We start from the raw sequence: 25,379 nt of genomic DNA on the forward strand, positions 1-25,379 counted from the left end.
TTGTCCTGAGGGAGGAGACAAGCCATGACAACCCGACGCGCGACCCGCCGGTCGTTTCTGAAAACCGGCCTTCTGGGTCTCTCGGCCACGCTGGCGCTGCCGTCGCTGGCCCGCGCCGCCGACACGCTGGTGCTGAACTACAACCAGTGGTTCCCGAGCGGGCACTGGAGCCAGGCCGACGGGCTTTATAAATGGTTCGAGAAGATTTCCGAGGTGACCGACGGCCGCGTGACGTTGCAGGCTTCGGCCAAGCCGCTGGCGCCGCCGAACCGCAACTATCAGGCGGTGGTCGATGGCGTGGCGGACATCGCCTGGGGGCCGCATGGCTATACGCCGGGGGTCTTTCCGCTGACCGAGATGGTCGAGCTGCCCTTTATCACCCATGACGCGGGTGTTTCCTCGCGCGCCTACTGGCGGCTCTGGAAAGAGTATTTCGAACCGACCGGCATGCAGGCCGACGTGGTCACGCTGGCCATGCACGTCACGGCGGGCGGCAATATCTCGATGCGCAAGGCGCCGGTGACCTCGATGGCCGGGCTCAGGGGCAAGAAGCTGCGCGTGCCGACGCCGGTGGTGGGCCGGGTGTTGCAGGAGCAGGGTGTGGTGCCGGTCTCGGGCTCGCTGACAGAACTGCGCGAGATGCTGTCGCGCGGCATTGTCGATGGCACGGTGATCTCGGACGAGCTGGTGACGGGCTTCAAGGTCGATGAGGACATCCATGGCGTCACGCAGGTGCCGGGCGGGATCTTTTCCAACTCTGCCTTCGTCATCATGAACAAGGGCAAATGGGACCGCATCGCCCCCGAGGATCAGGCCGCGATCATGGCGATCTCGGGCGAGGGCCTGAGCGAGACCATGGGCGGGCTGTGGCAGTCCAACGATCTGGCCGCGCGCGAGAGCTTCAAGGCGCGGCTGGGCGAGAATTACACCGTGGCCGACGAGGCGTTCATGGGCGAGATCGAGACGGCCTTCTCGGGCGAGCTCGACAAGTGGAAGGCGGCCGCGACCGAGGCCGGGATCGACGCCGAGGGCGCCGTGGGTTTCTACAACGCCCAGATCGCGGAGCTTGGCCAGTGAGCGACCGTCATTCGGTCATACTCGCCCTCCAGTGGCCGTTTCGCCTTTTGGCGCAGGCGGCGCTGGTCGGGCTCGTGGTGATCACCGCGGTCGACGTGATCGGCCGGGTGGTTTTCAACAGCCCGCTTGGCTTTGCCTATGAACTGGTGGGGCTGCTTTTGGGGGTGTCGGTCTATGCCGGGCTTATCGGGATGAACTGGCACCGCGAGCATATCCGCATCGACCTGATCGAAGGGCATCTGCGCAAACTGCCGCGTTTCGACCGCGCGCGTGCCGCCATGGTCTGGGCGCTGGAGGTGATCTTCTTCACCATCGTCGCGCTCTATGTGGCGCGGCAGGCGACGCAGATGCTGCGCTGGCACGAGACCTTTCTGTTCCTGCCGCTGGAGAAATGGCTGCCGCTGGCGATCTATGCGGGCTTTGCCGCGCTGGCCGCGCTCAGCACCTTGATCTCGGCGCTGCCCGGCTGCCAGGCCAATCGCGAGGACCTGTCATGATCATTGGACTGGCCTTCCTCGCGCTCATGGTGCTGCTGTTCCTGCGGGTGCCCATCGCCGTGGCGACGGGCCTTGTGGGCATCGCCGGGCTTGCCGCCTTCCAGGGCTGGACCGCCGCCTTTTCGCAGGTTGGCATCATCGCATCGGAAACCGTGCTGACCTATGAATTCGCGGTGATCCCGCTGTTCATCGTCATGGGCGCCTTCATCGCCCATTCCGGCATCGCCGGGGAGCTGTTCCGCGCCTGTTATGCCCTTGTCGGCCACTGGCGCGGCGGGCTGGCGCTGTCGACCATCGTGGCCTGCGGCGGGTTCGGCGCGGTCTCGGGCTCGTCGCTGGCCACCGCCGCCACCATGTCGCGCATCGCCTATCCGCAGATGAAGCGCTACGGCTACAACACGCCGCTGGCCACCGGCTCCATCGCCGCAGGCGGCACGCTGGGGATCCTCATTCCGCCCTCCATCGCGCTGGTCTTTTACGGCATCATGACCGAGACCGACATCGGCGCGCTTTTCATGGCGGGCATCGTGCCGGGCATCCTGGGCATGTTCCTTTATGCGGCGGCGGTGTTCTGGAGCGTGCTGCGCAACCCCGAGGCGGGCCCCGCCGGGGAGAAGCTGGCCTGGTCCGAGCGCATCAAGGCGATCCTTGGCGTCTGGTCGGTGGTGCTGCTTTTCGGTGTGGTCATGGGCGGCATCTATGGCGGGTTCTTTTCGCCGACGGAAAGCGCGGGCATCGGAGCCTTCGGTGCGCTGCTGATCGCGGCGATGCGCGGGCGGCTCAGCGTCAAGATGCTGCGTTCGTCGCTGGCCGACGGGATCTCGACCACGGTGTCGCTGATGATGATCCTGATCGGCAGCTTCCTCTTTGCCAATCTCGTCAACGTGGCCCGCGTGCCGCAGGCGCTGGTGGCGATGATCGAGCATATGGCGATCCCGCCCATGCTGGTGATCTTCCTGATCATCGCGATCTATGTGGTGCTGGGCTGCGTGCTGGAAAGCATCTCGATGATGCTGCTGACCGTGCCGGTGTTCTTTCCGCTCATCGTCTCGTTGGGCTTCGATCCGATCTGGTTCGGCGTGCTGGTCGTGGTGGTGGTGGAAATCAGCCTCATCACCCCGCCCATCGGGCTCAATGTCTTCATTCTCAACGCGGTGCTGCGCGACGTGGCCCTGACCGACATCTTCCGCGGCGTGGTGCCCTTTATCATGGCCGATGTCGCCCGGGTGCTGATGGTCGTGTTCATCCCGGCACTGTCGCTGACGCTGCCCTATCTCGTGAAATAAGGAGGTCTTTCATGCTGGATACCGACGTTCAGACCCTGACGATCACCGCGGCCGACCACCGCACCAACCTGCACCGCGCCGGTGCGGGCAAGCCGGTGGCGCTGCTGCATGGCTCGGGGGCCGGGGTCTCGGCCTGGGCCAACTGGCGCAAGGTGATCGCGCCGCTGTCGGACAGTTTCGACATCATCGCGCCCGACATCGCCGGGTTCGGCGCTACCGAGCTGAAGCCCGACGCGCAATATAACATCATGCTCTGGGTCGAGCATTTCATCGGCATTCTCGATGCGCTGGAGATCGACAAGATCTCGGTCGTCGGCAATTCCTTCGGTGGCGCGCTGGGGCTGATGACCGCGATCAACCATCCCGACCGCATCGACCGGCTGGTGCTGCTGGGCACGCCCTGCGGGCATTTCCCTCTGACCGGGGGCCTGAAGGCGCAGGGCGATTTCAACGGCACGCTCGAGTCCATGCGCGAGGCGATCAGCTGGTTCCCCTACGATGCCTCGTTCATCACCGAGGATCTGATCCAGGCCCGGTTCGAGGCCGCCACCCGCGACGGCGCCTTGGAAGCGTTCCGCAAGCTGATGCCGCCGCCCACCGGTGAAAACCCCATCGTGCGCGGCATCCCCGAGAAACTGCTGCGCAAGGTTGGCCACAAGACGCTGATCCTGCACGGACGCGAGGACCGCGTGGTGCCCTTCGAGCGCGCGCTCGACATGCATCAATGGCTCGACAATTCCGAGCTGCACAGTTTCGGCCGCTGCGGGCACTGGGTGCAGATCGAACGCGAGGCCGAGTTCCTGACCCTTGTCACCGATTTCCTGGGAGAACAGGCATGAGCCGCAACGTGCTGGAGAAGGTGCTGTACGATCTGTCGACATCCGGCGCCAACAAGAAGAAATTCGCCGAGGACCCGGACAAATACCTGTCGCGCTATCAGCTGGGCGCCGAGGAGCGCGCGCTGATCACCGGTTACAAGGTGCGCGAACTGGCCGACATGGGCGTGAACACCATGCTGACCTGGGGCTTCTGGCTACAGGCGGGCAAGTCCAACGGCGATTACCTGAAACTGATGAAACGCGAGGAGGCGTAAGGATGGCGCAGATCGTCGGGGGCTTTGTCGCCCCGCATAACCCGGTCATGTATTTCAACCCCAAGGGCGCGACGCAGGAACAGTCCGACCTTTGCTATGGCGCCTATGCCGAGATGGCAAAGCGCATCGCGGAGCTTGAGGCCGACAGCGCGATTGTCATTGGTTGTGACCACTACATACTCTTTGGTACTGAGTGCCTGCCGCCCTACGTGATCTCTACCGGAGAGATCGAGGGCCCGGTTGACCAGTTGCCGGGGCTCAAACGCAAGCCGCTGAAATCTCACGGCGCGCTGGGGGAGCATATCGCGAAGGTGGGCCGCGAGACCGGTTTCGACTGGACGGTGGGCCGTGCGCTTAACGTCGATCATTCCGTCGCGGTGCCGCATCACCTGATGCTGGAGCCCACGGGCAAGGACATTCCCATCGTGGCGGTCATGCTGGCCTGCGGTGTGGATCCCTATCTGCCGATGAAGCGCGCTTGGGATCTGGGCGAGCATATCGCCGAGGCGGTGGCGAGCTTTCCCTCGGACGAGCGGGTCGTGGTGATCGGTTCGGGCGGCATCTCGCACCATGTGGGCGACGAGCGCATGGGCGAGGTGAACCCGGAGTTCGACAAGAAGGTGCTGGATATCGTCACGCGTGGCGACAAGGCGGCGATGCTGGGCCTCACCGACGAGGAAATCCTGCGCGACGGCGGCAATGGCGCGATGGAGATCCGCACCTATGCCTGCGCCATGGCGGCGACCCGCGCCGCCGGTGGCCGTGTCATCGCCTATGAGCCTGTGCCCGGCTGGGTCACCGGCATGGGCTTTGCCGAGCTGGAGGTCGCCGCATGATGATCGAGCTTTGCGACAGCAGCGCCATCGGCGAGGGCGAGATCCTGCGCGTGGATGTCGATGACTTCCCCGCCATCGCCGTCGCCCGCCACGAGGGCGCGCTCTACGTCTTCCCCGACCGCTGCCCGCATGCGGATGAATCGCTGGCCGAGGGCTGGCTGGAAGACGGGCGCGTCGTCTGCGGCGTGCATTTCGCCGAATTCGAACTGGGCACGGGGGCGGTGCACAACCCGCCGGTCGGCTGCCCCAACCTCTCTTTCTTCAAATGCGAGGACCGCGACGGAAAGGTCTTTGCCACGCTCGCAGGAGGGCCTGTCAATGTGTGAAGGTGGATGCAAGGGGGCGGCAAAGGGCCGTCCGGACATGAAGCCGGTCTATCCCAGGGCCGCAAGCTATCCGCAATACGCCGGTCTGGTGGACCGCAAGAACGCGCAGGTCGACCGGCAGGTCTTTGTCAGCGATGCGGTCTATCAGGCCGAGCTGCAACAGATCTTCGCCCGCGCTTGGCTGTTCCTGGCGCATGAAAGCCAGATCCCCAACCCGGGCGATTTCATCCGCACCTCGATGGGCGAGGACGATGTGATCGTCGTGCGCCAGCGCGACAAGTCGGTGAAGGCGTTCCTGAATTCCTGCCCGCACCGGGGCAACCGGGTTTGCATGGTCGATGCCGGCACCAAGGCGCGCGGCTTTATCTGCAATTATCACGGCTGGTCCTTCGGCATCGACGGCGCGCTGCGCGGCACCGACGGCAAAGTCTATGAAAAGGACCAGAGCTTCGAGAAGGCGCAGATCGGCCTGACGCCGGTGGCGCAGATCGACAGCTACAAAGGGCTGATCTTCGCCACCTTCGACCCGGACGCGCCCTCGCTGGCCGAATATCTCGGGCCGTTCACCTGGTACATGGACATCATGCTCGACAATGATCCCGAGGGGACGGAATTCGTCGGCGGTGCCATCAAGTCCGAGATCGACTGCAACTGGAAATTCCCCGCCGAGAATTTCGTGGGCGACATCCTGCACGCTTTCTGGACGCACCAGTCCGGCGCGCAGGCGATCCTGGGCGGCGGCGTCGATCTGGGCTCGCGCTATGACGAGCTGGCGTTTCAGGCCTCGGTCTACGGCCACGGCATCGAGACCAATCTCGACAAGGTCGGCAACACCCGCACGCTGGGCTACCCCGAGCTGGTCGATTACGTCTTCGACCTGAGCGAAAAGGCCAAGGACCGGCTGGGCGAGCTGCGGGCGCGGGCCATCGGGGCGGTCAGCTCCTGCACCGTCTTCCCGAACTTTTCCTTCCTGCCGGGGCAGAACACCTTCCGTGTCTGGCACCCGCGCGGCCCGGGCAAGATCGAGCTGGTGGTCTGGACGCTGGTCAATAAATCCGCCCCCGAGCACATCAAGGAGCAATACCGCAAGGGCGTGATGATGACCTTCTCGCCGGGCGGCGTGTTCGAGATGGATGACGGTGAGAACTGGGAATATTCCACCCGCGTCAACCAGGGCTTCGTCACCCGCCAGCAACCGCTGCACTACGCGCTGGGGCTGGAAAGCGCCGATCTCGAACGCGATCTGCCGGGCCATGTGCACAAGGGCTCGCTCAACGATGCCAACCAGCGGCTGTTCTACACCCGCTGGGCCGAGTTCATGGAATACGACAACTGGACCGACCTTCAGAGCGGCGAAACCGCGCCGCCGCAGAAGAAAGCGGTCGAGGCGGCGGAGTAACGCGCATGCTGGATCTTCTCAATATCGCCAAACCCTTTGCCGACATGGACACCCCCGTGGATGCGGAAACCGAACGCGCCGTCTGCCGCTGGCTTTATGCAGAGGCGCGGTTTCTGGATGCCGAACGCTACCAGGACTGGCTTGAGGGGTTCATCGACCCCGAAATCCATTACTGGATGCCCGATATGGAGACGCGCCGCCGCGACGATCCGCGCGGCACCTTCTCCTATGGCGAGGCGGCCTATTTCGACGACAACCTGCCCGAGCTGACGATCCGGGTGAAGCGCTACAACGAGCCCTCGGCCTGGGCCGACAACCCGGCCACGCGGCACGCGCATCTGATTTCGAACATCGAGGTCAATGCAACCGACGACCCGTCGCTGCTGGCGGTCTGCTCGGCCTTCACCAATGTGCGCAACCGCAACGAGGCCGATCAGGACATCATCCATGGCCGCCGCGAGGATGTGCTGCGCAAGGTCGAGGGTGGATTCCGGTTGCTGCGGCGCCGGGTGTTCATCGTGCAGAACGTGCTTCTGTCGAAAAACCTGAACACGTTCTTCTGATGACCCGGCTCGACGGATATTCCGCCCTCGTCACCGGGGGCGGCAAGGGGATCGGCCGGGCGGTGGTCGACCGCTTTGTCGCCGAGGGCGCCCGCGTGGGCGTTCTGGTCCGCTCGGAGGGCGATGCCGCCGAGCTGACCGCCGCACATGGCGATGCCGTCGCCCCGGTGGTGGGCGACGTGCGCAACTGGGCCGACAATCAGGCCGCCGTGGCCGAGGTGCTGGCGCGGTTCGGCACGCTCGACGTGCTGGTGCCCAATGCCGGCGTCTACGATTTCTCGGATCCGTTCGAGAGCATCGCGGGCGAGGATATGGCGGATCGTTACCGCCAGCTCTTCGACGTGAATGTGCTGGGCTATCTGCTGGCGGTGCGCGCGGCGCTGGATGCGCTGCGCGCTTCAAAAGGCGCGGTGGTGTTCACGCTCAGCTCGTCCTCCTTCTATTCGGGCGGGGGCGGGGCGCTTTACGTCAGCTCGAAACATGCGCTGGTCGGCACGGTGAAACAGCTCGCCTATGAGCTGGCGCCCGACGACATCCGGGTGAACGCGGTGGCGCCGGGGGGCACCCGGACGGGGCTGGGCGGGCTGCCGGGCGACAACCGCGCGCTCGATGCGGTGTCGGGGTTCGAGGAGATGGTGGCGCGCAATGTGCCGCTGGGGTTCCTGTCGGAACCCGAGGACCACGCCAGCCTCTATGTCACCCTCGCCTCGCGCGAGGAGAGCCGGTTCGTCACCGCCGAGATCATTCGCTCGGATGGCGGGATCGAGGTGCGCGGCAAGCGCCGCAAAGCGAAGGAGACGTCATGACGCCCGCTCAGAAAATCGCCGCGCTGAAGGCGCGTCTGCGGCTGCCGGTGGTGGCGGCGCCGATGTTCCTCGTCTCCGGCACCGACATGGTGATCGCGGCCGCGCGTGCGGGCATTCTCGGGGCCTTTCCCGGCCCCAACGGGCGCAGCATCGCCGATCTGCGCGCCTGGTTCGAGACGATCCAGGCCGCGCTGGGGCCGCAGAACCTGCCCTTTGCCTTCAGCATGATCACCCATTCCAGCTATGGCCGTTTCGACGAGGAGCTGGCGCTGATCGAGGAGTTCCGCCCCGAGATCGTGATCACCGCGCTTGGCGGCCCGCACCGGGTGACCGAGGTCGTGCATCGCTATGGCGGGCTGGTGCTGGCCGATGTGAACTCGCCCAGCTACGCAAAGAAGGCGCTCGACAAGGGGGCCGACGGGCTGGTGCTGGTCTGCACCGGGGCGGGGGGCCATACGGGCAGCTATGCCATGGCGCCCTTTCTCGACGAGGTGCGTGGCTTTTTCGACGGGCCGGTCGCGGTGGGCGGGGGCATCTCCACCGGCGGGGGCGTGCTTGCGGTCGAGACGCTGGGTGCGGATCTCGCCTATGTCGGCACGCGGTTTCTGGGCGCGCAGGAAAGCCTCATCCCGCAGGGCTACCGCGACATGGTGATGGCCAGCAGGCTTGAGGATCTGATCGCCTCGCGCGCCATCACCGGGGCGCTCGGCAACTGGATGCGCGCCTCGGTCGAAGCGGCGGGGTTCTCGCCCGAAGACATGAAGGCCGAGGGCAAGATCGACTTTTCCGGCGATATGCACGCGGGCGCCAAGGCGTGGAAAACCGTCTGGAGCGCCGGGCAGGGGGTCGGGCAGATCCGGCGGATCGAACCGCTTGATGCCATCGTCCGGCGGATGGAGCGCGGCTATCGCGAGGCGCTGACACGGATGGCGGCACGGGCCGCCGCATTGGAGGAACTGGCATGAGCCATGAAGAGATCGCCGCCGCGCTGCGGCAGGCGGAGGCGACGGGCGTGCCGATCGCGCCGGTGCGCGACCGGCTGGCGGGCGCCGGAGACGCCTATGCGGTGCAGGAGATCAACACGAAGCTGCGGCTCGCGGCGGGCGGGCGTCTTGTGGGCCGCAAGATCGGCCTGACCAACCCGGCGGTGCAGGCGCAGCTTGGGGTGGATCAGCCGGATTACGGCATGCTGTTCGCCGATATGGATCTGGCCCATGGCGCCGAGCTGCCCTGGTCGGAAGGCGCGCAATGGAAGGCCGAGGCCGAGCTGGCCTTTGTCATGGGCCGCGATCTGACCGCGCCCGACTGCACCATGGGCGAGGCGATGCGCGCGGTGGAATACGTGGTGCCCGCCATCGAGATCGTGGGCTCCCGCATCGCCGCCTGGGACATCCGCTTTACCGACACCGTGGCGGACAACGCCTCCTCCGCCTTCTTCACCCTCGGCCCCTCGGCCCGGAGGCTGACCGAGGCCGATCTGCTCGATTGCGCCATGGAGATGACCGACGCGACAGGTGTGGTCAGCCAGGGCTCGGGCCGGGCCTGTCTCGGTTCGCCGCTGAATGCGCTGGTGTGGCTGGCGCGCGTCATGGCCGCCTCGGGCCGTCCGCTGGGTGAGGGCGACGTGGTTCTTTCGGGCGCGCTTGGCCCCATGGTCGCCGCCACCCCCGGCGCCGCCTTCACCGCCCGGATCGCGGGCTTTGGCGAAACCGCCATCCGTTTTGGAGACTGACACAATGGACAAGATCAAATGCGCGATCATCGGGTCGGGCAATATCGGCACTGATCTGATGATCAAGATCATGCGTATGTCGAAAGTGCTGGAGATGGCCGCCATGGTGGGCATCGACCCGGCCTCGGACGGGCTGGCCCGCGCCGCGCGGCTGGGTGTGGCGACCACCCATGAGGGCATCGAGGGGCTGACGAACCTGCCCTGCTACAAGGACATCCGCATCGTATTCGACGCCACCTCGGCAGGCGCGCACAAGCGCCACGACGCGGTGTTGCAAAAGGACGGCAAACAGGTGATCGACCTGACCCCCGCCGCCATCGGCCCCTTCACCGTGCCTGCGGTGAATATCGACGCCAATCTGGCGGCGCAGAACGTCAATATGGTGACCTGCGGCGGGCAGGCGACCATCCCGATGGTTGCTGCCGTGAACCGTGTCGCCAAGGTGCATTACGGCGAGATTGTCGCTTCGATCTCGTCGAAATCCGCGGGCCCGGGCACGCGCGCCAATATCGACGAGTTCACCGAAACCACGGCCCACGCCATCGAACAGGTCGGCGGCGCCACACGGGGCAAGGCGATCATCATCCTCAACCCGGCCGAGCCGCCGATGATCATGCGCGACACGGTTTATTGCCTTTGCGACGAGGCCGACCGGGAGGCCATCCGCGCCTCCATCGCCGAAATGGTCGCCGAGGTGCAAAGCTACGTCCCCGGCTACCGGCTCAAGCAGGAGGTGCAGTTCGAACATGTGGGCTCGAACCAGCCGCTGCACATTCCCGAGATGGGCGGCGATTTCACCGGGCTGAAAGTGTCCGTCTTCCTCGAAGTGGAAGGGGCCGCGCATTACCTGCCGGCTTACGCGGGCAATCTCGACATCATGACCAGCGCCGCGATGAAGACCGCCGAGCGTCTGGCCATCAAACGCCAGTGGATCGCCGAGGCCGCCTGACATGACCAAGCTCTATATCCAGGACGTGACCCTGCGCGACGGCATGCATGCCGTCCGTCACCAGTACGATCTGGGCCATGTGCGCGCCATCGCGCAGGCGCTGGACGAGGCGGGTGTGGATGCCATCGAGGTCGCCCATGGCGACGGGATCACCGGGTCGACCTTCAACTACGGCTTCGGCAAATGCACCGATGAGGCGTGGATTGCCGAGGCCGCCAAGGTCTGCAAACGCGCCAAGCTCACCACGCTGCTGCTGCCGGGGATCGGCACCATCGAGGATCTGAAGCGGGTCCGCGATCTGGGCGTTCAGTCGGTTCGAGTCGCAACCCATTGCACCGAGGCCGATGTCGCCGCCCAGCACATCGCCGCGGCGAAAGAGATGGGCATGGACGTCTCGGGCTTCCTGATGATGTCGCATATGAACACGCCCGAAAAGCTCGCCGAGCAGGCCAAGATGATGGAGAGCTACGGGGCGGATTGCGTCTATTGCACCGATAGCGGCGGGCGGCTGACCATGAAGGACGTGGCCGCGCGGATCGACGCCTATAAGGGCGCGCTGGCGCCCGTGACGCAGATCGGCGCGCATATGCACGAGAACCTGTCGCTGTCGGTGGCCAACTCGGTGGTGGCGGTCGAACAGGGTGCGACCCGTGTGGATGCCTCGCTGGCGGGCATGGGGGCGGGCGCGGGAAATACGCCCATCGAGGCGTTCATCGCCGTCGCCAACCTCTACGGCTTCGATCATGGCTGCGATCTTTTCAAGTTGCAGGACGCCGCCGAAGAGCTGGTGCGCCCGTTGCAGGACCGCCCCGTCCGGGTGGACCGCGAAACCATGACGCTGGGCTATGCCGGGGTCTATTCCTCTTTCCTGCGCCATGCGGAAAAGGCGGCGGGGCTATACGGGCTCGACACCCGCGAGATCCTCGTGGAACTGGGCAAGCGCGGCATGGTGGGCGGTCAGGAAGACATGATCGTCGATGTGGCGCTCGACATGATCAAGGCGCGCGAGGCCGCTGCATGAGCCATGGCGCGCCGCATGTGACGGGATCAGGCGTCGGGCTGGCCGGTGGTCATCGCCAGCGCCTTTTCCAGGAATTCCTCCTGCGACATCGGGTTGATCGAGCTGTGCAGGATGGAATCCCCCATGAGCAGGCAATAGGCCAGATAGGCCCGGCGGCGCGCCTCTTGCGGCGGGTGTCCCATGTCGCGAAACAGCTTGGTGATATAGTCGAAGCGGATCTCGTCCACCTCGGCCACCGCCTCGCGCGGCATCTCCACCCGGCGCGCCCAGTCGCGGATCGAGGTCTCGATCTGCGCGAAGGCGGGAGAGTTCTTGCGGCGCGGAAGCGACAGAAGGTTGCGCAGCCGCCCGCGCGGGTCGTCGCCGGAAATCGAGATCGAGCGGATGACGTTCAGCGTCATCTTCTTGCGCCAGTGGCGCAGCATGGCGCCCAGAAGCTCGCTGCGCGTCTTGAAGTGCCAGTAGAAGCTGCCCTTGGTGACGCCAAGCTTTTTGCAGAGCGTGTCGATCTTGATCCCGCGCACGTTCTCGCTGACCAGAATGTCCAGCGCCGCCTGCACCCAGTCCTGTTCGTTCAGCGGGCTGCCCTTGTGCCGCTGGGTGGGCCTGCGTCTGGTCGGGGCTTTCGTGGTCTCCGGCATCGAGATCTCCAGATGTGACAACAGTACCTTAGAGGACTGATTTGGCGATATGAAGAGAGGGAGAAGATGAAAAACGTGGTGATTGTCGGTGGCGGGCAGGCCGGAGCGGCTGCGGCGCTGAAACTGCGAGAGCTCGGCTACGATGGCGGCATTGACCTGATCGGGGCCGAATCGTCCCCTCCCTACGAGCGTCCCGAGCTGTCCAAGGGTTACCTCACCGGCAGCACGGCGTTCAACGGGCTGGTGCTTTTGCCGCCCGACAAGGCCGCCGAGGCGGGCATCGTCTTTCATCCGGGCGTCACGGCGACGGGCATCGACCGCGCCGCGCGGCAGGTGATCACTGCGCGGGGCACTTTGCCCTATGACGCGCTGATCCTCGCCACCGGCGGAGAACCTCTGCGTCTGCCGCTGCCGCCGGCGCTGGCCGGGCGCAGTTTCGCCATCCGCAGCCGCGCGGATGCCGACGCGCTGCGCGCGCGGCTGGATTCGGCGCGCTCGGTCGCGGTGATCGGCGGGGGGTGGCTGGGCACCGAGGTTGCGCTGACGGCGCGGAGCTTTGGCGCCGAGGTCGCACTGATCGAGGTCGCGCCCCGGCTCTGCGCCCGTGTCGCGCCCGCCTGGCTGTCCGAGCGGTTGGCGCGCATCCAGCAGGAGGCGGGGGTGCGCCTGCATATCGGCGCGCGCCCTGAATTCAGCCCCGACGGCACGATCCGCATTGGCGCCGCCGCGCTGGTGCCCGATCTGGTGATCGAGGCGATCGGGATGCGCGCAAACGATGCGCTGGCGGAACAGGCGGGGCTGGCCTGCGCCGACGGTGTTCTGGTCGGGCCGCAGGGCCGGACCGAGGATCCGGCGATCTTTGCCATCGGCGATTGCGCCCGCGAGGCCGGTGGCGCGCGGCTGCGGCGCGAAAGCTGGCAGAACGCCAATCACAGCGCCGAGGACGCGGTGCGCCTGCTGCTCGGCCATCCGTTGCGCCGCCCCGAACCCGATTGGTTCTGGTCGGTTCAGGGCAAGTCGCGGGTGCAGATGCTGGGCACTTGCCCGGACCAGGCCGAACAGCTCGACCGCACCGGCCCGCGGGGCGGCTACAGCCGGCTGTTCCTGCGCGGGGCGCAGTTGATCGGCTGCATCGCCATCGACAACCCGCGCGAGATCGCCGAGGCCCGCCGGGTGTTGTCGGGCGCCATGGCGCTGGACATCGCGCGCCTGTCGGACCCGTCGCTGCCGCTGTCGCGCTGCCAGATCGACGCGCGCGAAGCGATCCGCTGATGCGCCAAAACCCGATCCCTGCCCGTCAACTGGCGCTGCCCATGCCGTTTGACGGGCAGGGAATACGCGCTCTGGAGACAGCGGGGTTTCTTTACCGGTTCGACGTCTCGCGGCCTTCCCGCATGAAACGGTGCACATCGTCCAGATGGCGCCGCATGGCTTCCTCGGCGCCGTCGAGATCGCGGGCGGCGACCGCCTCATAGACCTCCCGGTGACCGGCGATGCAGAGGCGGCGGCTTTCCTGTGTAGCATGCGCGCGGATCCGCCCCTCCTGCGTGCGGTCGGCCACCATCTTGCTGACCCCGAGCACCAGAGGGTTGCTGCACATCCGCGCCAGCACGAGATGGAACTCGATGTCCATCTGTAGCGACTGCTCGGGCGGCAGATATTCGTGGCTGGCATTCAGCACGGCCTCGAGCTGAAGGATGTCGGCCCGGGTGGCGTTCTGCGCGCCCAGACGGGCGAGATGCGGCTCGATGAGATTCTCGATCTCGATGGCATGATCGGCAGAGGAGGGCAGATCGGAGAGATCTTCGTGGACAGAGCCCGCATCCTTGTGGAACCCTGTCACGATGGACTGTCGCCCGTGGTGGCGCTCGATCAGCCGCTTGTTCTCCAGCTCCTGCAGCGCCTCCCGGAGCGAGGTGCGCGACACCCCCAGCGATTCGGCCAGCTTGCGCTCGGCGGGCAGCGCCTGACCCGGCGGGAAATGGCCCGAGGCGATCATCTGCTCGAGATGGGCCGTCAGCTCGGCGCTGAGCGACCGGGGCCGGCGCCGAAAGGCGGGTGCGGGGGCTTTTCCCATATCTCTCTACTCACTCGACCACATTGGTTTACTCCTTAGACCAAAATACCATTCAAAACACAACACCGCGCGGGTGCGAGGCGAATGCTTGAAATTTAGGCACAACTGCGAAAAAGAAGACGTTTTTGTCGGAAGGTTGGCGGCTGTCTCTTCACGATGGAGAGTCCACTGTTCTACTGGTTGGACCAGTTGAGACGAGACCCGAGACCGCAGAATGTCCTCCTTCCCGAACAGCCAGCCGACCGCCAGCGCCTCCGGGGGCCGCCGCATGGCGCGGCTGGCCCGGCCGGTCGCGCAATTCGGCCTGAATTCCCGGAGCGTTCTGGCAAAGACGGCGAGCGCGGTTCTGGTCATCGTGCTGATTGTGTCGCTGACCTTTCTGGCCTCGCGCGTGTTCACCGCCGATCCGGTCAACCTCTTCGTCGGGAACTCGGCCTCTACGGAAACCCGCGAGAAGGCGCGCGAGGAGCTCGGGCTCGCCGATCCGCTGCCGGTACAATATCTGAAGTTCCTTGGCGGTCTGGCGCGCGGCGATCTCGGGCGCTCCTATCTCACCGGCCGCCCGGTCTCGGCCGATCTGATGAGCCGCCTGCCCGCAACCATCGAACTGGGCCTCTACGCGCTGATCCTCGGCATCTCCGGCGGGATCGTGGCGGGGGTGCTGGCGGCGGTGAACCGGGGCGGCATTCTGGACGCGGCGGTCAGGGCGGTGACCATCGGCGCGCTGTCGCTGCCGCAATTCTGGATCGGGCTCATGCTGCTGTGGCTGTTCTTCGTGAACCTGCAATGGCTGCCGGGGCCGTCGGGCCGGCTGCCCATCGGCATGTCGCCGCCCGACCGGATCACCGGGCTCTATGTGGTGGATGCGCTGCTTCACGGCCAGACGGATCTGGCGATCCGGGCGCTGCGGCAACTGGTGCTGCCGGTGATCACCCTAGCGCTGGGGGTCTTCGCCCCCATCGCACGGCTGGTGCGCTCGGCGATGGTCGAGTCGCTCGAGTCCGACTACATCCGCACCGCGCGGGCGATGGGCATCCCCACGGCGCGCATCTGGTTCGCCTATGCGCTGAAACCCGGCCTTTTGTCGGTGCTGACCATCGCGGCGGGGCTTGTCGGCTGGGTGCTGGCGGGGTCGGTTCTGGTCGAGAGCATCTTTGCCTGGCCGGGCATCGGACAATTCGCCCTTACCGCGATCAAATCCTCGGACTATCCGGTGATCCAGGGCTTCGTCCTCTATGTCTCGGTGGTCTATGTGGTGATCTGGGCCATCCTCGAATACGTCTACAGCCGCATCGACCCGCGGGTGCGGGCGCAATGAGGGCCGCTGTCGCACATCCGCGCCGCAGCGCAAAGACGGCTGCCCGCCGCCGCGTCTGGTCGCTGCGCTTTGGGATTGTCCTGCTTCTGGCGCTGGTCGGCACCGGCCTCTTCGCCATGGTCTGGACGCCCTATCCGCCCGACGCGATGGGCGTCGGCGGGATTTATCAACCGCCAAGCCTCGCCCATCCCTTCGGCACCGACCGGCTGGGCGCCGATATCCTGTCGCGCAGCATGGATGCAGCGACCACCGATGTGGGCATCACCGTCGCGGTCGTCGCGCTGTCCCTCATCGTCGGCAGCATCTGGGGCAGCCTCGCGGGGTTCTTCGGCGGCTGGTTCGATTACCTCACCATGCGCGTCCTCGAACTGCTCAACTCCTTCCCCTCGCTGCTGCTGGCGATGCTGGTGATCTCGATTGCGGGGCCCGGCGTGCTGAAGGTGATCTTTGTCGTCGCGGTGCTGCCGCTGCCCGATTACGTGCGGCTGATCCGGATCGAGATCCGCTCCAAGAAGACCTGGCAATTCGCCGATGCCGCGCGGATGGTCGGGCGGCGTCCGCTGGGCGTGCTTTTTGCCCATCTGCTGCCCAACAGCCTCCGGCCCGTGCTGAGCTATGCCTCAGTCAACGCCTCCTGGGTGGCGGCGACCATCGGTGCGCTCGGGTTCCTCGGGCTGGGGATCGAGCCCGGCTCCGCCGAATGGGGTTCGATGATCTCGCGCGGGCAGGATGCGGTGCTGTCGGGAAAATGGTGGGTCTCGTTCTTCCCGGGGCTGGGCATCTTTCTGCTGGCGGCGGCCTTTCACCTGATCGGCGACGGTCTGTCGGATGCGCGGACGAAAGGCGGGCGGGCATGAGCGGCAATCTCGGGAAACCGTTGCTGGAGGTGGAAAACCTCTCCGGCGGCTTCATGGGGCCGGCCGGCGACATCGCCCCGGTGCTGAACGGCGTGACCTTCACGGTCGAGGAAGGCGCCTTCTTTGCGGTCGTGGGCGAATCCGGCAGCGGCAAATCCCTGACGGCGCTTGCCGCGCTTGGGGTGATGCCGCAGGGCTTCTGCCGCACCGCCGGAGCGATCCGTTTCAACGGCACCGACCTGCTGGGACTGGACGAAGCGCGGCTGCGGAATATCCGGGGCTCGCAGATCTCCATCGTGTTCCAGGACGCGCGGGCCGCGTTGAACCCGGTCTTCACCGTGGGTCAGCAGATCATGGATGTTTGCCGCGTGCACCAGAATCTCAGCCGCCGCGAGGCACGGCGCAGGGCCGAGGAAATGCTCGACCGGGTCCGCGTGCCCGAGGCGAAGCGGCGGATGGCGCAGTATCCGCACGAGTTCTCCGGCGGGATGGCGCAGCGCGCGCTGCTCGCCATGGCGCTGATCTGCCAGCCGCGCCTGCTGATCCTCGACGAGCCGACAACCGGGCTGGATGTGACGATTCAGGCCGACATCCTCGACCTGATCGTCGAGCTGCGCGCCGCCAGCAATATGACGATCTGCCTGATCACCCACGATCTCGGCATCGTGGCAGAGAACTGCGACCGCGTTGCCGTCATGCGCCACGGATCGGTCTGCGAGACCGGCGATTGCGTACAGGTGCTGAGCGACCCCCGCCACCCCTACACACGCGCGCTGATCGCCAACAGCCAGCTTGAGGAGATCGTATGACCGAATCCCCTGTGCTCAGCGTGCGCGATCTGCGCAAGGATTACGACATCCGGGGCAGGGGGCGGCGGCGGACCCTGACGGCGGTCGATGGGGTGAGCTTTGATGTCTACCCGGGCGAGACCGTTGCCATCGTCGGCGAAAGCGGCTCGGGCAAATCGACCATCGCCCGCTGCGTCACCCGCCTGACCGAGCCGACATCGGGCGCCGTCACGCTGGCCGGCACCCCGGTGCTGGAGCTGAGCGCCCGCGCCCTGCCGGCGATCTATCGCGATTTGCAGATGGTGTTTCAGGATCCGAACTCTTCGCTCGACCCGCTGATGCGGGTGCGCGATCTGCTCGACGAGCCGCTGCGCCTGCACACCAAACTGGACAAGGCCGCCCGCGCCGCAAAGATCGCCGAGCTGCTGCGGTCGGTCGATCTGCCCGAGGACATGGGTGCGCGCCTGCCGCATCAACTGAGCGGCGGCCAGCGCCAGCGCATCGGCATCGCCCGGGCGCTGGCGGTCGATCCCAAGGTGATCGTTCTGGACGAGCCCACCGCCTCGCTCGACGTGTCGATCCGGGGGCAGATCATCCGGCTGCTGAAGCGGCTCCAGGCGGAACAGGGCATCGCCTATGTGCTCATCAGCCACGACCTCGCGGTGGTGCGGCGGATCTCGGACCGGGTGCTGGTGATGTATCTCGGCAAGACCGTCGAGGAGGGCAGTGCGAAGGAGATCTTCGAGGCGCCCGCCCATCCCTATACCCGCGCACTGCTCTCCGCCGCGCCGAAGATCGCCTTTGGCGAGAGCCGCACCCGGCTGAAGCTGGAGGGCGAGATCCCCAGCCCGGTCGATCTGCCGCCGGGCTGCCGGCTGGCCGGGCGCTGCCCGCTGGCGTGGCCGGACTGCCGCCGCGCCGATCCGCCCCTTCTCCCCATCGGCGGCACGCATCGTGCCGCCTGCCCCGTGACCGTCCAAGAGACGCAGCGGGCCTGACGAAGACGACAACAAGAACCCCAACAGGAAAGGTACAACATGCTGACAATAAGACAGATTCCCGACCGCCTGCGGGCCCTTGGCTCGGCGGCGCTGACCGCGGGCCTGGTGTTTGCCGCGGGCGCCGCCACCGCCGAGGCGACGCTCACCACCGCCTGGCCGAGCGATGTCACCAGCCTCGATCCCGTCGCCGTGTCCAACTCGCCCGACATGGCGGTGGCCTTCAACGTCTATCAAGGTCTCGTGGGCTTCTCCTTCGAGCGCAACGACGAAGGCTCCTATATCGCGCAGGGTTCCGAACTGGCGCCTGCGCTGGCCGAAAGCTGGGAGCTGGGCGAAAGCTCCGCCACCTTCCACCTGCGCCCCGACGCGACCTTCTACCCCTCCGGCAACCCGGTGACCGCCGAGGACGTCAAATGGAGCCTGACGCGCGCGCTCAACGGGCTGAACGCGCAGGATCTGACCACCAACGGCATGCAAAGCCCCGATGATGTCGAGATCGTCGACGAACACACCGTGACCCTGCATTTCCGCGATTCCGACGGCGCGCCCGTGGCGCCGACCACCACGACGCTGGCCATCTACATGATGCCGCAACAGTCGATCGTCGATTCCGTCGCGGCCATGGAACACGCCACCGAGGCCGATCCCGATGCCTCGGACTGGCTGCGCGCCAACACCGCCGGCACCGGGCCGTACTACGTTTCCGACCACCAGCCGGGGCAGGAGCTGACCCTGAGCGCCGTGCCCGGTCACACGGCGGACCCGTATTATACCGATGTCATCATCCGCATCGTCAACGACGCCAATATGGCCTCGCTGCTGCGCGCGGGTGAGATCGACATGGGCGAGTACAACCTCTCGATCACCGACATGAATGCGCTGGAAGAGGCCGGGCTGACCATCGCCTCAGAACCCGCGCCGCGCATGACCTATCTCGGCCTTGCTGCCGATACCGGCCCCTTTGCCGACAAGACAGTGCGCCAGGCCATCGCCTATGCGCTGCCCTATGACATGATCGTGGATGCGGTCTATTTCGGCCGCGCCAAGCGCGCGCTCTCCTTCGTGCCCAGCACGTCGAGCGCCGCCACCGATGCCTGGGCGATGTATGACACCGACATCGAGCGCGCCCGCGCTCTGATGGAAGAGGCCGGCAGCCCCGAGATTTCGGTTCCGCTGCATTATGGCAGCACCAACCGCACGCAGGAGGACATCGCGCTGCTGATCCAGGGCAGCCTGCGCCAGATCGGTATCGACGTGACGCTGACGCCGCATACCGACGCGGAACAATGGGACGTGGTCAACGCCCGCTCGCAGCCCGCCGAGGGTGTCGCCCCCGCCGCGCCGGAAATGGTGCTGTTCAACTGGGGCGCCTGGGCCGACGATCCCAAGATCCCCGTGGGCTTCTCCTCGACGACCGGCGGCGTGAACAACTACTCGCTCTGGGCCGACCCGGCGGTCGATGAGATCAACGCGACCTGGCAGATGCAGCCCAATTCGCCCGAGCGCGATGCCGCCTACAAGAAGGCGCAGGAGATCATCGCCGACGCGGCTGCCGTGATCCCGATCACCTATGCCGACCGGGCCGTGGTGCTGGCGCCCGGCATCACCGGCGCCTCCTTCATGGTCTTCCCGCAAAGCCGCTTCGACCTGCTCGAAGCCGCGGAGTGAGGCCCGGGCCCCTTCCCTGACGACAGACAAGACAACAAGGACGAGACGTAAATGACATCGACCCAGGCATGCGAACGGTTGCTGGACGGTTTCGAACCGGATTTCGACTTCGAAGCGGCCCCTCCGATCCCACCGGCGGAGTTCGCGGAGCGTATCGAGCGGCTGCGCCGGGAGGCCATCGTTGCCGAACACGATGCCATTGTCGTCAACGCCAACGCCGGCAACGGGTTTTCCGTCACCAACGGGTTCCTGCGCTATCTGTGCGACTGGGCCAGGGAAGGGGTTCTGGTCATTCCGACCGATCCGTCGAAGGGGATGCACCTGTTCTCCTTCTACACCGAAAACGTCATCTTGCCACCGGGGGGAGAGCCCCTCGGCGTCGAGGCCATCTGGCAGATCAGCCCGTTCAGCCTCGAATATGGCGGCCGGAGCGGCAATCGGCACCGCAGCACCGTCGGCGCGGTGAAAACCCGTCTGGCCGAGCTGGGCTGCGCGCGCGGCAGCATCGCCGTGATCGGCGACGAAAGCTCGGGCTGGGTCTGGGCCGGGCTGCGGGAAGAGCTTCCCGGTGCGAAATACACCGACGAGACCCGCATGGTGCAGCGCATGCAAAGCATCCTGTCGCTCAACGAACGGGCACAGGTACGCAGCGCGGCGCAGCTCGCCGATATCGGCTATCAGGCCGCCTGCCATGTGACACGCCCCGGCGTGAGCGACTATGAAATCTATGCCGCCTTCACCTTTGCCCAGATGGCGCGGGGCGGCGAAAGCGGCGACGGCTATCAGATCGGCATCAACCAATGGGGCACCGCCTGCGGCAAGCCCTACGGTCACCGGGTGCGCGAAGGCGATCTCATCAACATGTATGTCTCGGCGGTCTCCTATCACGGTTATTGGGCACAGACCGCGCGCATGATGGCGGTGGGCGAGATCACCGCCCGGCAGGAGGAAACGCTGGAGATGTGCACCGATGCGGTGCGGCGGGCGGAAAAGCTCATCCGCCCCGGCGTGCCCTTCAAGGATCTGCACGCGGCGGCGTTTTCCGCCTATATCGAGCATGGCTATCTGAAGGACGATGTGACCGCGACCATGCCCTATAACTGGGACGCAATGGCGGATGGCAGCCCCCGGCTGGTGCCCGCGCAATATGTGCCCAATGCCGATTACGAGGCGCAGGGCCGGCGGCTCGACCATGTCTACCCGGCGACGCGCGGCCCGCATAACCCCAATCTCGGTCATAGTGTCGGCAGCTTCGGCAATCCGAAGTTCAACGTGACCTCGCATAACACCGCCCGCGCCGAGCCGGGCATGGTCTTTGTCCTGCACGCGCAATGGCTCGACCCGCTGAGCGACGGCGCGAATATCGGCGATTGCTACCTGATCACCGAGGACGGCTATGAAAACCTGAGCTGTCACTCATCGCTGGAGACGTTCCGCGTGCCCGCATGAGGGGTGCAACGCACAAGGCGTGCCCAAGGGCGCGCCGGTTCTGGCACCGGTCGGGACGGGCAGGGCGCGCGCAAGCCCCATGGCGGATTGACGCTGAACGGCGCGCCCGTATATACATACGTATAAACCGAAGAGGGCCTGTCATGATCGAAGTCAAGATCCGCAAAGTCGGCAATTCCGCCGTGATGACCCTCAGCGCGGAAATGCTGGCCCTGCTTGACGCCAAGGAGGGCGACACGCTTTACGCGGTGCGTACCGACGATGGCGGGCTGAAGCTGATGACGGAAAACCCCGAGCTGCAAGCGGCGCTTGCTGCCGCGGAAATCGTCATGGATGAGAACCGCGACCTGCTGCAAGCGCTCGCATGACGCATTGGGTCTGGGTGCCGCTGCCCGCCCTGCATATCGTGCACGATCGCCAGATCGCGCGGCACGGCGGAGCGCCGGGAACCCGTGACCGGGCGCTCTTGGAAATGGCCTGTGCCCGCCCGATGAACCTGGCGGCTTACGAAGATCCCGATGTGTTTGCGCTCGCCGCAGCCTATGCGTTCGGCATCTCCAAGGCGCATGCATTCGTCGATGGGAACAAGCGAACGGCGTTTGTGGCCAGCTTCACCTTTCTTAGGCTGAACGGCGTTGCGATCCGTCCCGATCCCGTCACCGGCGTCAGGATGATGGAGGATCTGGCATCCGATCATGTGAGCGAGACCGAGTTTGCGGCCTGGCTGCGGGGGCTTCATTCCGAATAACCCCAGGTTCATGAGCTGTGCCGCGGGCCGCCGGCCCATAGCGCGTAAGCAATGTTATGTTAAGTAACCCGGAAGCGACATGTCGGCGCTCGCCGAGCGGGATCTGTCGCAATCCCGGCATGCACGGCGTTTCGGGGAGGTCCGGCGGATATGGGCCACACCCCTCTTCCGCCACACCAGGCTCGGGCCCTTGCCAGACCCCGAAAATCCCCAAAACACGCCTCCCGACGGGGGACAGCTTGTCCCCTTTTCGAAGGGACAGACATCCCCGGGCCGCGCTCTCTATGGTCGCCGGATCGCAGCGTGAGATTGGGAGGAGACGCGGTGAGGCCCGCAGGACGTTCGGAAACAGACTCGCTTTATTTCGACTATCCGCATTTCGATGCGCCACAGGCATCCAGCGCCGAGAAAGCGGCGCGCAGCGCGTGTGTCGCCATCGTCGGAGCCGGGCCGGTCGGCATGACCGCCGCCCTCGCGCTGGCGAAGGAGGGCATCCCCTCGGTGCTTTTCGACAACAAGTCGACCTTCAACGACGGCAGCCGCGCCATCTGCATCGCGCGCCCCAGCTACTATATCCTGGAAAGCCTGGGCGTGGTCGCACCCTTCGTCGACAAGGCGCTTGGCTGGACCACCGGCCGCTCCTTCTATCGCGGCGAAAAGATCCTCGAATTCAAGATGCCGGACAGCGCGGACGAGAAATTCCGCCCGATGTACAATCTTCAGCAGCAATATATCGAACAGTTCCTGTGGGATGCGGTGGCCGCGAACCCGCTGATCGAAACCCGGTGGCAGAGCGAAGTCACCGGGATCGAGGATGTCGCGGACGGTGTGTCGCTAAGCGTCACCGATCCCGGCGGCAGCTATGCGCTGCTGGCGGAATGGGTGCTGGCCTGCGACGGCGCGCGCAGCCCGATCCGCACCATGCGCGGCCACAGGCTCCAGGGTCAGAACTACGAAGGCCGCTATGTCATCGCCGACATTCAGATGGCCCATGATTACCCGACGATCCGGCGCGCGCTCTTCGATCCCTCCTCGCGCCCCGGCGGGACCGTGCTGATCCACAAGCAGCCCGATGACATCTGGCGCATCGACTATCAGCTCGAGGACGACGAGAGCACCGAGGACGCGCTGCGCGAGGACAATGTGCGTGCCAGCGTCGGCTCGGTTCTGAAGGATCTCGGCTACGAGGGGCCATGGGAGCTCGAGTGGTGGAGCGTCTATTCCGCCAACACGCTGGCGCTGGCGGATTACCGCGACGGACGCGTTTTCTTTGTCGGCGACAGCGCCCATATCGTGCCGATCTTTGGGGTGCGCGGGCTGAACAACGGGCTGGCGGATGCGGCGAATATCGGCTGGAAGCTGGGCTGGGTGTTGAATGGCAAGGCGGGCGAGGCGCTGCTTGACAGCTATTCGCCGGAACGCCGGGGCGCGACGCTCGATGTCTTCTCCAATGCGTCGAAAAGCGCGCGCTTCATGACCCCGCACAGCCATGGCTGGAAGCTGATGCGCGACGCGGCCCTGTCGCTGGCGCTGACCCATCCCTTTGCCGGAGAGCTGGCGAACCCGCGCCAGATGACCGCCTACACCTATAGCGACAGCCCTGCCGTGCTGCCCGACGACCCGGAGTTTGCCGGTGGGCAGGGCATCGGCGAGGTGCTGCCCGAGGCGAAATGGGACGGCGGCTATCTCTCCGACCGGCTGGGCGACGGGTTCACCCTGCTGTGTTTCGAGCCCGGTCTGGCGCGCGAGATCGAGGCGGGTCTGTCGCCTGCGGATGCGCTGACGGTGCTGGTAATGCCACCGGCGCTGGCCGAAAGGTTCGGCGCGCAGTCTGGCAGCGCCTATCTCGTGCGCCCCGACATGCATATCGCCGGGCGTTGGCACAGGGCCACGGCGGCGGCGGTTCTGGACGGCTACGGCCAGGTCACTTTCCGTGAAGGAGCGCTGCAATGACACGGACCGAGCTTGAAGCGATCTACGAAGCGCTGGCCTGCCGGATCGACGAGGTCGGAGAGGCGAACAGCCCGCTATACCTGGCCAAACTCGCCCTGCTGCTGGCCGAGAGGCTCGGCGACGCAACCGCCGTGCAAAGCTGCCTCGACGACGCGGCGCAGGCGCTCGACGCCTGATCCCGCCCCCGTCCCGGCGCAGAGGAAACGCCGGGACGAACGGGCATGAAAACACCCAAAAAAGACTCTGGAGGAGACCCGATGAAACGCGCGAACACATCCTTTGGCCTGCTGCTGGCCTCTGTCGCCACGGCGCTTAGCCTGACGGCATCGGCGGCGCTGGCCGAAACCAAGCTGGTTCTGTCGAGCTGGCTGCCGCCCCGCCACCCGCTGGTCAGCGAGGCGATCAAACCCTGGGCCCGTCAGGTTGAGGAGGTGACCGAAGGCCGCGTCAGCGTCCGCATTCTGGCCAAGCCGATGGGCGCCCCCCCGGCGCATTTCGACATGGCGGCGGAAGGCATCGCCGACATCACCTACGGGCTGCATTCCTTCACCACCGACGACCGGTTCTTGCGGTCGCGGATCGGCCAGTTCTCCTTTATCGCCGACGATGCGGTGAGCGGTTCCAAAGCGTTCTGGAAGATCTATACCGAACAGCTCGGCGCCGCCGAAGAACATGAGGGCGTCAAGGTGCTGAGCCTCTTCGTGCACGGGCCCGGCCTGCTCAGCAACAACATCCGCCGGATCGAGACGCCGGACGATCTCGCCGGTCTCAAGATCCGCACCCCCGGCGGCTATATCGCCGATCTGATCGGCGATCTTGGCGCGACCACGCTCTTCATGTCCTCGGGCGAGGTCTATGAAAAGTTGACGCGCGGGGTGATCGACGGGGTGACCTTCCCCTATGACGGGCTCGCGCAGTTCAAACTGGCGGATTACCTGAAATACACCATGTCGGTGCCCGGCGGCTTCTACAACACCACCTGGTTCCTCGTCATGAACGAAGACAAATGGGCCGAGATTTCGGAGACGGACCGCGCCGCCATCGAGGCCATCTCGGGCGAGGTCTTTGCCGAGCTTGCGGGCAAGGCCTGGGACGGCTCGGATGCGCAATCGCGCGCGGTCGTCGAAAAGGCGGGGGTCGAGATCCACGAGGCCACACCCGAAACGCTGGCGGCGATCAAGGCGGCGGCGGCGGGCTATGAGGCGGAGTGGGCCGAAGCGGTCTCCGAAGGCGGCTATGACGGCGCTGCGGCGCTGGCCGAGCTGCGGGCGCAAACCGGCGTGACGTACTGATC

28 protein-coding genes are annotated in these 25,379 nt (G+C 65.9%); 26 read left to right on the forward strand and 2 right to left on the reverse strand.

What is annotated here, in order from left to right; translation table 11 throughout:
- Positions 1-24 precede the first annotated feature (24 nt).
- Genes M4578_RS13500 through dmpG form a run of 14 tightly spaced genes read left to right on the forward strand, consistent with a single transcriptional unit; the run spans position 25 to position 11,585 of the window.
- The gene (locus M4578_RS13500) at positions 25-1,077 is read left to right on the forward strand and encodes a TRAP transporter substrate-binding protein (RefSeq protein ID WP_258093807.1); all 1,053 of its coding nucleotides are present in this window, start codon (positions 25-27) and stop codon (positions 1,075-1,077) included.
- Positions 1,074-1,574: a TRAP transporter small permease gene (locus M4578_RS13505; protein ID WP_258093808.1), complete on the forward strand. Its 501-nt coding sequence runs from the start codon at positions 1,074-1,076 to the stop codon at positions 1,572-1,574. Before M4578_RS13500 ends, M4578_RS13505 begins: the two co-directional genes overlap by 4 nt.
- Complete coding sequence (locus tag M4578_RS13510) at positions 1,571-2,860, forward strand: TRAP transporter large permease (RefSeq protein ID WP_258093809.1); 1,290 nt, start codon at positions 1,571-1,573, stop codon at positions 2,858-2,860. Before M4578_RS13505 ends, M4578_RS13510 begins: the two co-directional genes overlap by 4 nt.
- An 11-nt stretch (positions 2,861-2,871) precedes the next feature.
- On the forward strand, positions 2,872-3,699 hold the full coding sequence (locus M4578_RS13515) for an alpha/beta fold hydrolase (protein ID WP_258093810.1): 828 nt from the start codon (positions 2,872-2,874) through the stop codon (positions 3,697-3,699).
- Positions 3,696-3,953 (forward strand): hypothetical protein, encoded by a 258-nt coding sequence (locus M4578_RS13520; RefSeq protein ID WP_258093811.1) that lies wholly within the window; start codon positions 3,696-3,698, stop codon positions 3,951-3,953. Before M4578_RS13515 ends, M4578_RS13520 begins: the two co-directional genes overlap by 4 nt.
- Before the next feature lie 2 nt (positions 3,954-3,955).
- Positions 3,956-4,789 carry a DODA-type extradiol aromatic ring-opening family dioxygenase gene (locus tag M4578_RS13525; protein WP_258093812.1) on the forward strand — a complete coding sequence of 278 codons (834 nt, stop codon included), beginning with the start codon at positions 3,956-3,958 and terminating at the stop codon, positions 4,787-4,789.
- A complete protein-coding gene (locus M4578_RS13530) occupies positions 4,786-5,115 on the forward strand; it encodes a Rieske (2Fe-2S) protein (RefSeq protein ID WP_258093813.1) in 330 nt (109 codons plus the stop codon). Before M4578_RS13525 ends, M4578_RS13530 begins: the two co-directional genes overlap by 4 nt.
- Positions 5,108-6,514 carry an aromatic ring-hydroxylating oxygenase subunit alpha gene (locus tag M4578_RS13535; RefSeq protein WP_258093814.1) on the forward strand — a complete coding sequence of 469 codons (1,407 nt, stop codon included), beginning with the start codon at positions 5,108-5,110 and terminating at the stop codon, positions 6,512-6,514. Before M4578_RS13530 ends, M4578_RS13535 begins: the two co-directional genes overlap by 8 nt.
- Before the next feature lie 5 nt (positions 6,515-6,519).
- The gene (locus M4578_RS13540) at positions 6,520-7,077 is read left to right on the forward strand and encodes a 3-phenylpropionate/cinnamic acid dioxygenase subunit beta (protein WP_258093815.1); all 558 of its coding nucleotides are present in this window, start codon (positions 6,520-6,522) and stop codon (positions 7,075-7,077) included.
- Positions 7,077-7,883 (forward strand): 3-(cis-5,6-dihydroxycyclohexa-1,3-dien-1-yl)propanoate dehydrogenase, encoded by an 807-nt coding sequence (gene hcaB / locus M4578_RS13545; protein ID WP_258093816.1) that lies wholly within the window; start codon positions 7,077-7,079, stop codon positions 7,881-7,883. The genes M4578_RS13540 and hcaB overlap by 1 nt, the downstream gene beginning before the upstream one ends.
- A complete protein-coding gene (locus M4578_RS13550; RefSeq protein ID WP_258093817.1) occupies positions 7,880-8,848 on the forward strand; it encodes an NAD(P)H-dependent flavin oxidoreductase in 969 nt (322 codons plus the stop codon). Before hcaB ends, M4578_RS13550 begins: the two co-directional genes overlap by 4 nt.
- Positions 8,845-9,615: a 2-keto-4-pentenoate hydratase gene (locus M4578_RS13555; RefSeq protein ID WP_274705630.1), complete on the forward strand. Its 771-nt coding sequence runs from the start codon at positions 8,845-8,847 to the stop codon at positions 9,613-9,615. Before M4578_RS13550 ends, M4578_RS13555 begins: the two co-directional genes overlap by 4 nt.
- Before the next feature lie 4 nt (positions 9,616-9,619).
- Positions 9,620-10,564: an acetaldehyde dehydrogenase (acetylating) gene (locus M4578_RS13560; RefSeq protein ID WP_258093818.1), complete on the forward strand. Its 945-nt coding sequence runs from the start codon at positions 9,620-9,622 to the stop codon at positions 10,562-10,564.
- Between the two features lies 1 nt (position 10,565).
- On the forward strand, positions 10,566-11,585 hold the full coding sequence (gene dmpG, locus M4578_RS13565) for a 4-hydroxy-2-oxovalerate aldolase (RefSeq protein ID WP_258093819.1): 1,020 nt from the start codon (positions 10,566-10,568) through the stop codon (positions 11,583-11,585).
- Between the two features lie 26 nt (positions 11,586-11,611).
- On the opposite strand, the gene M4578_RS13570 is transcribed toward dmpG, so the two are convergent.
- On the reverse strand, positions 11,612-12,226 hold the full coding sequence (locus M4578_RS13570) for a TetR/AcrR family transcriptional regulator (protein WP_258093820.1): 615 nt from the start codon (positions 12,224-12,226) through the stop codon (positions 11,612-11,614).
- 66 nt (positions 12,227-12,292) lie between these two features.
- Here M4578_RS13570 and M4578_RS13575 point away from each other — a divergent pair, with 66 nt between their 5' ends.
- Positions 12,293-13,498 carry an NAD(P)/FAD-dependent oxidoreductase gene (locus tag M4578_RS13575; protein ID WP_258093821.1) on the forward strand — a complete coding sequence of 402 codons (1,206 nt, stop codon included), beginning with the start codon at positions 12,293-12,295 and terminating at the stop codon, positions 13,496-13,498.
- Between the two features lie 91 nt (positions 13,499-13,589).
- Here M4578_RS13575 and M4578_RS13580 read toward each other — a convergent pair whose 3' ends face one another.
- Positions 13,590-14,303 (reverse strand): FadR/GntR family transcriptional regulator, encoded by a 714-nt coding sequence (locus tag M4578_RS13580; RefSeq protein WP_258093822.1) that lies wholly within the window; start codon positions 14,301-14,303, stop codon positions 13,590-13,592.
- A 214-nt stretch (positions 14,304-14,517) separates the two neighbouring features.
- Between M4578_RS13580 and M4578_RS13585 the strand changes: the two genes are divergently transcribed.
- From M4578_RS13585 to M4578_RS13635, 11 genes are all read left to right on the forward strand, one after another.
- A complete protein-coding gene (locus M4578_RS13585) occupies positions 14,518-15,621 on the forward strand; it encodes an ABC transporter permease (protein WP_258093823.1) in 1,104 nt (367 codons plus the stop codon).
- Positions 15,618-16,478 (forward strand): ABC transporter permease, encoded by an 861-nt coding sequence (locus M4578_RS13590; RefSeq protein ID WP_258093824.1) that lies wholly within the window; start codon positions 15,618-15,620, stop codon positions 16,476-16,478. Before M4578_RS13585 ends, M4578_RS13590 begins: the two co-directional genes overlap by 4 nt.
- On the forward strand, positions 16,475-17,287 hold the full coding sequence (locus M4578_RS13595; protein ID WP_258093825.1) for an ABC transporter ATP-binding protein: 813 nt from the start codon (positions 16,475-16,477) through the stop codon (positions 17,285-17,287). Before M4578_RS13590 ends, M4578_RS13595 begins: the two co-directional genes overlap by 4 nt.
- Positions 17,284-18,264, forward strand: a complete 981-nt coding sequence (locus tag M4578_RS13600; RefSeq protein WP_258093826.1) for an ABC transporter ATP-binding protein — start codon at positions 17,284-17,286, stop codon at positions 18,262-18,264. Before M4578_RS13595 ends, M4578_RS13600 begins: the two co-directional genes overlap by 4 nt.
- Before the next feature lie 39 nt (positions 18,265-18,303).
- Positions 18,304-19,935, forward strand: a complete 1,632-nt coding sequence (locus M4578_RS13605) for an ABC transporter substrate-binding protein (protein WP_258093827.1) — start codon at positions 18,304-18,306, stop codon at positions 19,933-19,935.
- Between the two features lie 51 nt (positions 19,936-19,986).
- The gene (locus M4578_RS13610; RefSeq protein WP_258093828.1) at positions 19,987-21,384 is read left to right on the forward strand and encodes a M24 family metallopeptidase; all 1,398 of its coding nucleotides are present in this window, start codon (positions 19,987-19,989) and stop codon (positions 21,382-21,384) included.
- A 143-nt stretch (positions 21,385-21,527) separates the two neighbouring features.
- Positions 21,528-21,752: an AbrB/MazE/SpoVT family DNA-binding domain-containing protein gene (locus M4578_RS13615; RefSeq protein WP_258093829.1), complete on the forward strand. Its 225-nt coding sequence runs from the start codon at positions 21,528-21,530 to the stop codon at positions 21,750-21,752.
- Positions 21,749-22,132 carry a type II toxin-antitoxin system death-on-curing family toxin gene (locus tag M4578_RS13620; RefSeq protein ID WP_258093830.1) on the forward strand — a complete coding sequence of 128 codons (384 nt, stop codon included), beginning with the start codon at positions 21,749-21,751 and terminating at the stop codon, positions 22,130-22,132. The genes M4578_RS13615 and M4578_RS13620 overlap by 4 nt, the downstream gene beginning before the upstream one ends.
- 324 nt (positions 22,133-22,456) lie before the next feature.
- On the forward strand, positions 22,457-24,085 hold the full coding sequence (locus M4578_RS13625) for an FAD-dependent monooxygenase (protein ID WP_258093831.1): 1,629 nt from the start codon (positions 22,457-22,459) through the stop codon (positions 24,083-24,085).
- Positions 24,082-24,261: a hypothetical protein gene (locus M4578_RS13630; RefSeq protein WP_258093832.1), complete on the forward strand. Its 180-nt coding sequence runs from the start codon at positions 24,082-24,084 to the stop codon at positions 24,259-24,261. The genes M4578_RS13625 and M4578_RS13630 overlap by 4 nt, the downstream gene beginning before the upstream one ends.
- Before the next feature lie 81 nt (positions 24,262-24,342).
- On the forward strand, positions 24,343-25,377 hold the full coding sequence (locus tag M4578_RS13635; protein ID WP_258093833.1) for a TRAP transporter substrate-binding protein: 1,035 nt from the start codon (positions 24,343-24,345) through the stop codon (positions 25,375-25,377).
- Positions 25,378-25,379: the final 2 nt, after the last annotated feature.

Origin of the sequence: Salipiger pentaromativorans, from assembly GCF_024721115.1 — a bacterium.
Classification (GTDB): domain Bacteria; phylum Pseudomonadota; class Alphaproteobacteria; order Rhodobacterales; family Rhodobacteraceae; genus Salipiger; species Salipiger pentaromativorans.

Bases quoted from the DNA above. Each gene is read 5' to 3' on its own strand.
- dmpG (WP_258093819.1), top strand. From the start codon at position 10,566: ATGACCAAGCTCTATATCCAGGACGTGACCCTGCGCGACGGCATGCAT.
- M4578_RS13635 (WP_258093833.1), top strand. From the start codon at position 24,343: ATGAAACGCGCGAACACATCCTTTGGCCTGCTGCTGGCCTCTGTCGCC.
- M4578_RS13580 (WP_258093822.1), bottom strand. From the start codon at position 14,303: ATGGGAAAAGCCCCCGCACCCGCCTTTCGGCGCCGGCCCCGGTCGCTC.
- M4578_RS13500 (WP_258093807.1), top strand. From the start codon at position 25: ATGACAACCCGACGCGCGACCCGCCGGTCGTTTCTGAAAACCGGCCTT.
- M4578_RS13630 (WP_258093832.1), top strand. From the start codon at position 24,082: ATGACACGGACCGAGCTTGAAGCGATCTACGAAGCGCTGGCCTGCCGG.
- M4578_RS13510 (WP_258093809.1), top strand. From the start codon at position 1,571: ATGATCATTGGACTGGCCTTCCTCGCGCTCATGGTGCTGCTGTTCCTG.
- hcaB (WP_258093816.1), top strand. From the start codon at position 7,077: ATGACCCGGCTCGACGGATATTCCGCCCTCGTCACCGGGGGCGGCAAG.
- M4578_RS13600 (WP_258093826.1), top strand. From the start codon at position 17,284: ATGACCGAATCCCCTGTGCTCAGCGTGCGCGATCTGCGCAAGGATTAC.
- M4578_RS13550 (WP_258093817.1), top strand. From the start codon at position 7,880: ATGACGCCCGCTCAGAAAATCGCCGCGCTGAAGGCGCGTCTGCGGCTG.
- M4578_RS13590 (WP_258093824.1), top strand. From the start codon at position 15,618: ATGAGGGCCGCTGTCGCACATCCGCGCCGCAGCGCAAAGACGGCTGCC.
- M4578_RS13535 (WP_258093814.1), top strand. From the start codon at position 5,108: ATGTGTGAAGGTGGATGCAAGGGGGCGGCAAAGGGCCGTCCGGACATG.
- M4578_RS13525 (WP_258093812.1), top strand. From the start codon at position 3,956: ATGGCGCAGATCGTCGGGGGCTTTGTCGCCCCGCATAACCCGGTCATG.
- M4578_RS13585 (WP_258093823.1), top strand. From the start codon at position 14,518: ATGTCCTCCTTCCCGAACAGCCAGCCGACCGCCAGCGCCTCCGGGGGC.
- M4578_RS13515 (WP_258093810.1), top strand. From the start codon at position 2,872: ATGCTGGATACCGACGTTCAGACCCTGACGATCACCGCGGCCGACCAC.
- M4578_RS13560 (WP_258093818.1), top strand. From the start codon at position 9,620: ATGGACAAGATCAAATGCGCGATCATCGGGTCGGGCAATATCGGCACT.
- M4578_RS13575 (WP_258093821.1), top strand. From the start codon at position 12,293: ATGAAAAACGTGGTGATTGTCGGTGGCGGGCAGGCCGGAGCGGCTGCG.
- M4578_RS13555 (WP_274705630.1), top strand. From the start codon at position 8,845: ATGAGCCATGAAGAGATCGCCGCCGCGCTGCGGCAGGCGGAGGCGACG.
- M4578_RS13595 (WP_258093825.1), top strand. From the start codon at position 16,475: ATGAGCGGCAATCTCGGGAAACCGTTGCTGGAGGTGGAAAACCTCTCC.
- M4578_RS13610 (WP_258093828.1), top strand. From the start codon at position 19,987: ATGACATCGACCCAGGCATGCGAACGGTTGCTGGACGGTTTCGAACCG.
- M4578_RS13620 (WP_258093830.1), top strand. From the start codon at position 21,749: ATGACGCATTGGGTCTGGGTGCCGCTGCCCGCCCTGCATATCGTGCAC.
- M4578_RS13530 (WP_258093813.1), top strand. From the start codon at position 4,786: ATGATGATCGAGCTTTGCGACAGCAGCGCCATCGGCGAGGGCGAGATC.
- M4578_RS13520 (WP_258093811.1), top strand. From the start codon at position 3,696: ATGAGCCGCAACGTGCTGGAGAAGGTGCTGTACGATCTGTCGACATCC.
- M4578_RS13605 (WP_258093827.1), top strand. From the start codon at position 18,304: ATGCTGACAATAAGACAGATTCCCGACCGCCTGCGGGCCCTTGGCTCG.
- M4578_RS13540 (WP_258093815.1), top strand. From the start codon at position 6,520: ATGCTGGATCTTCTCAATATCGCCAAACCCTTTGCCGACATGGACACC.
- M4578_RS13570 (WP_258093820.1), bottom strand. From the start codon at position 12,226: ATGCCGGAGACCACGAAAGCCCCGACCAGACGCAGGCCCACCCAGCGG.
- M4578_RS13615 (WP_258093829.1), top strand. From the start codon at position 21,528: ATGATCGAAGTCAAGATCCGCAAAGTCGGCAATTCCGCCGTGATGACC.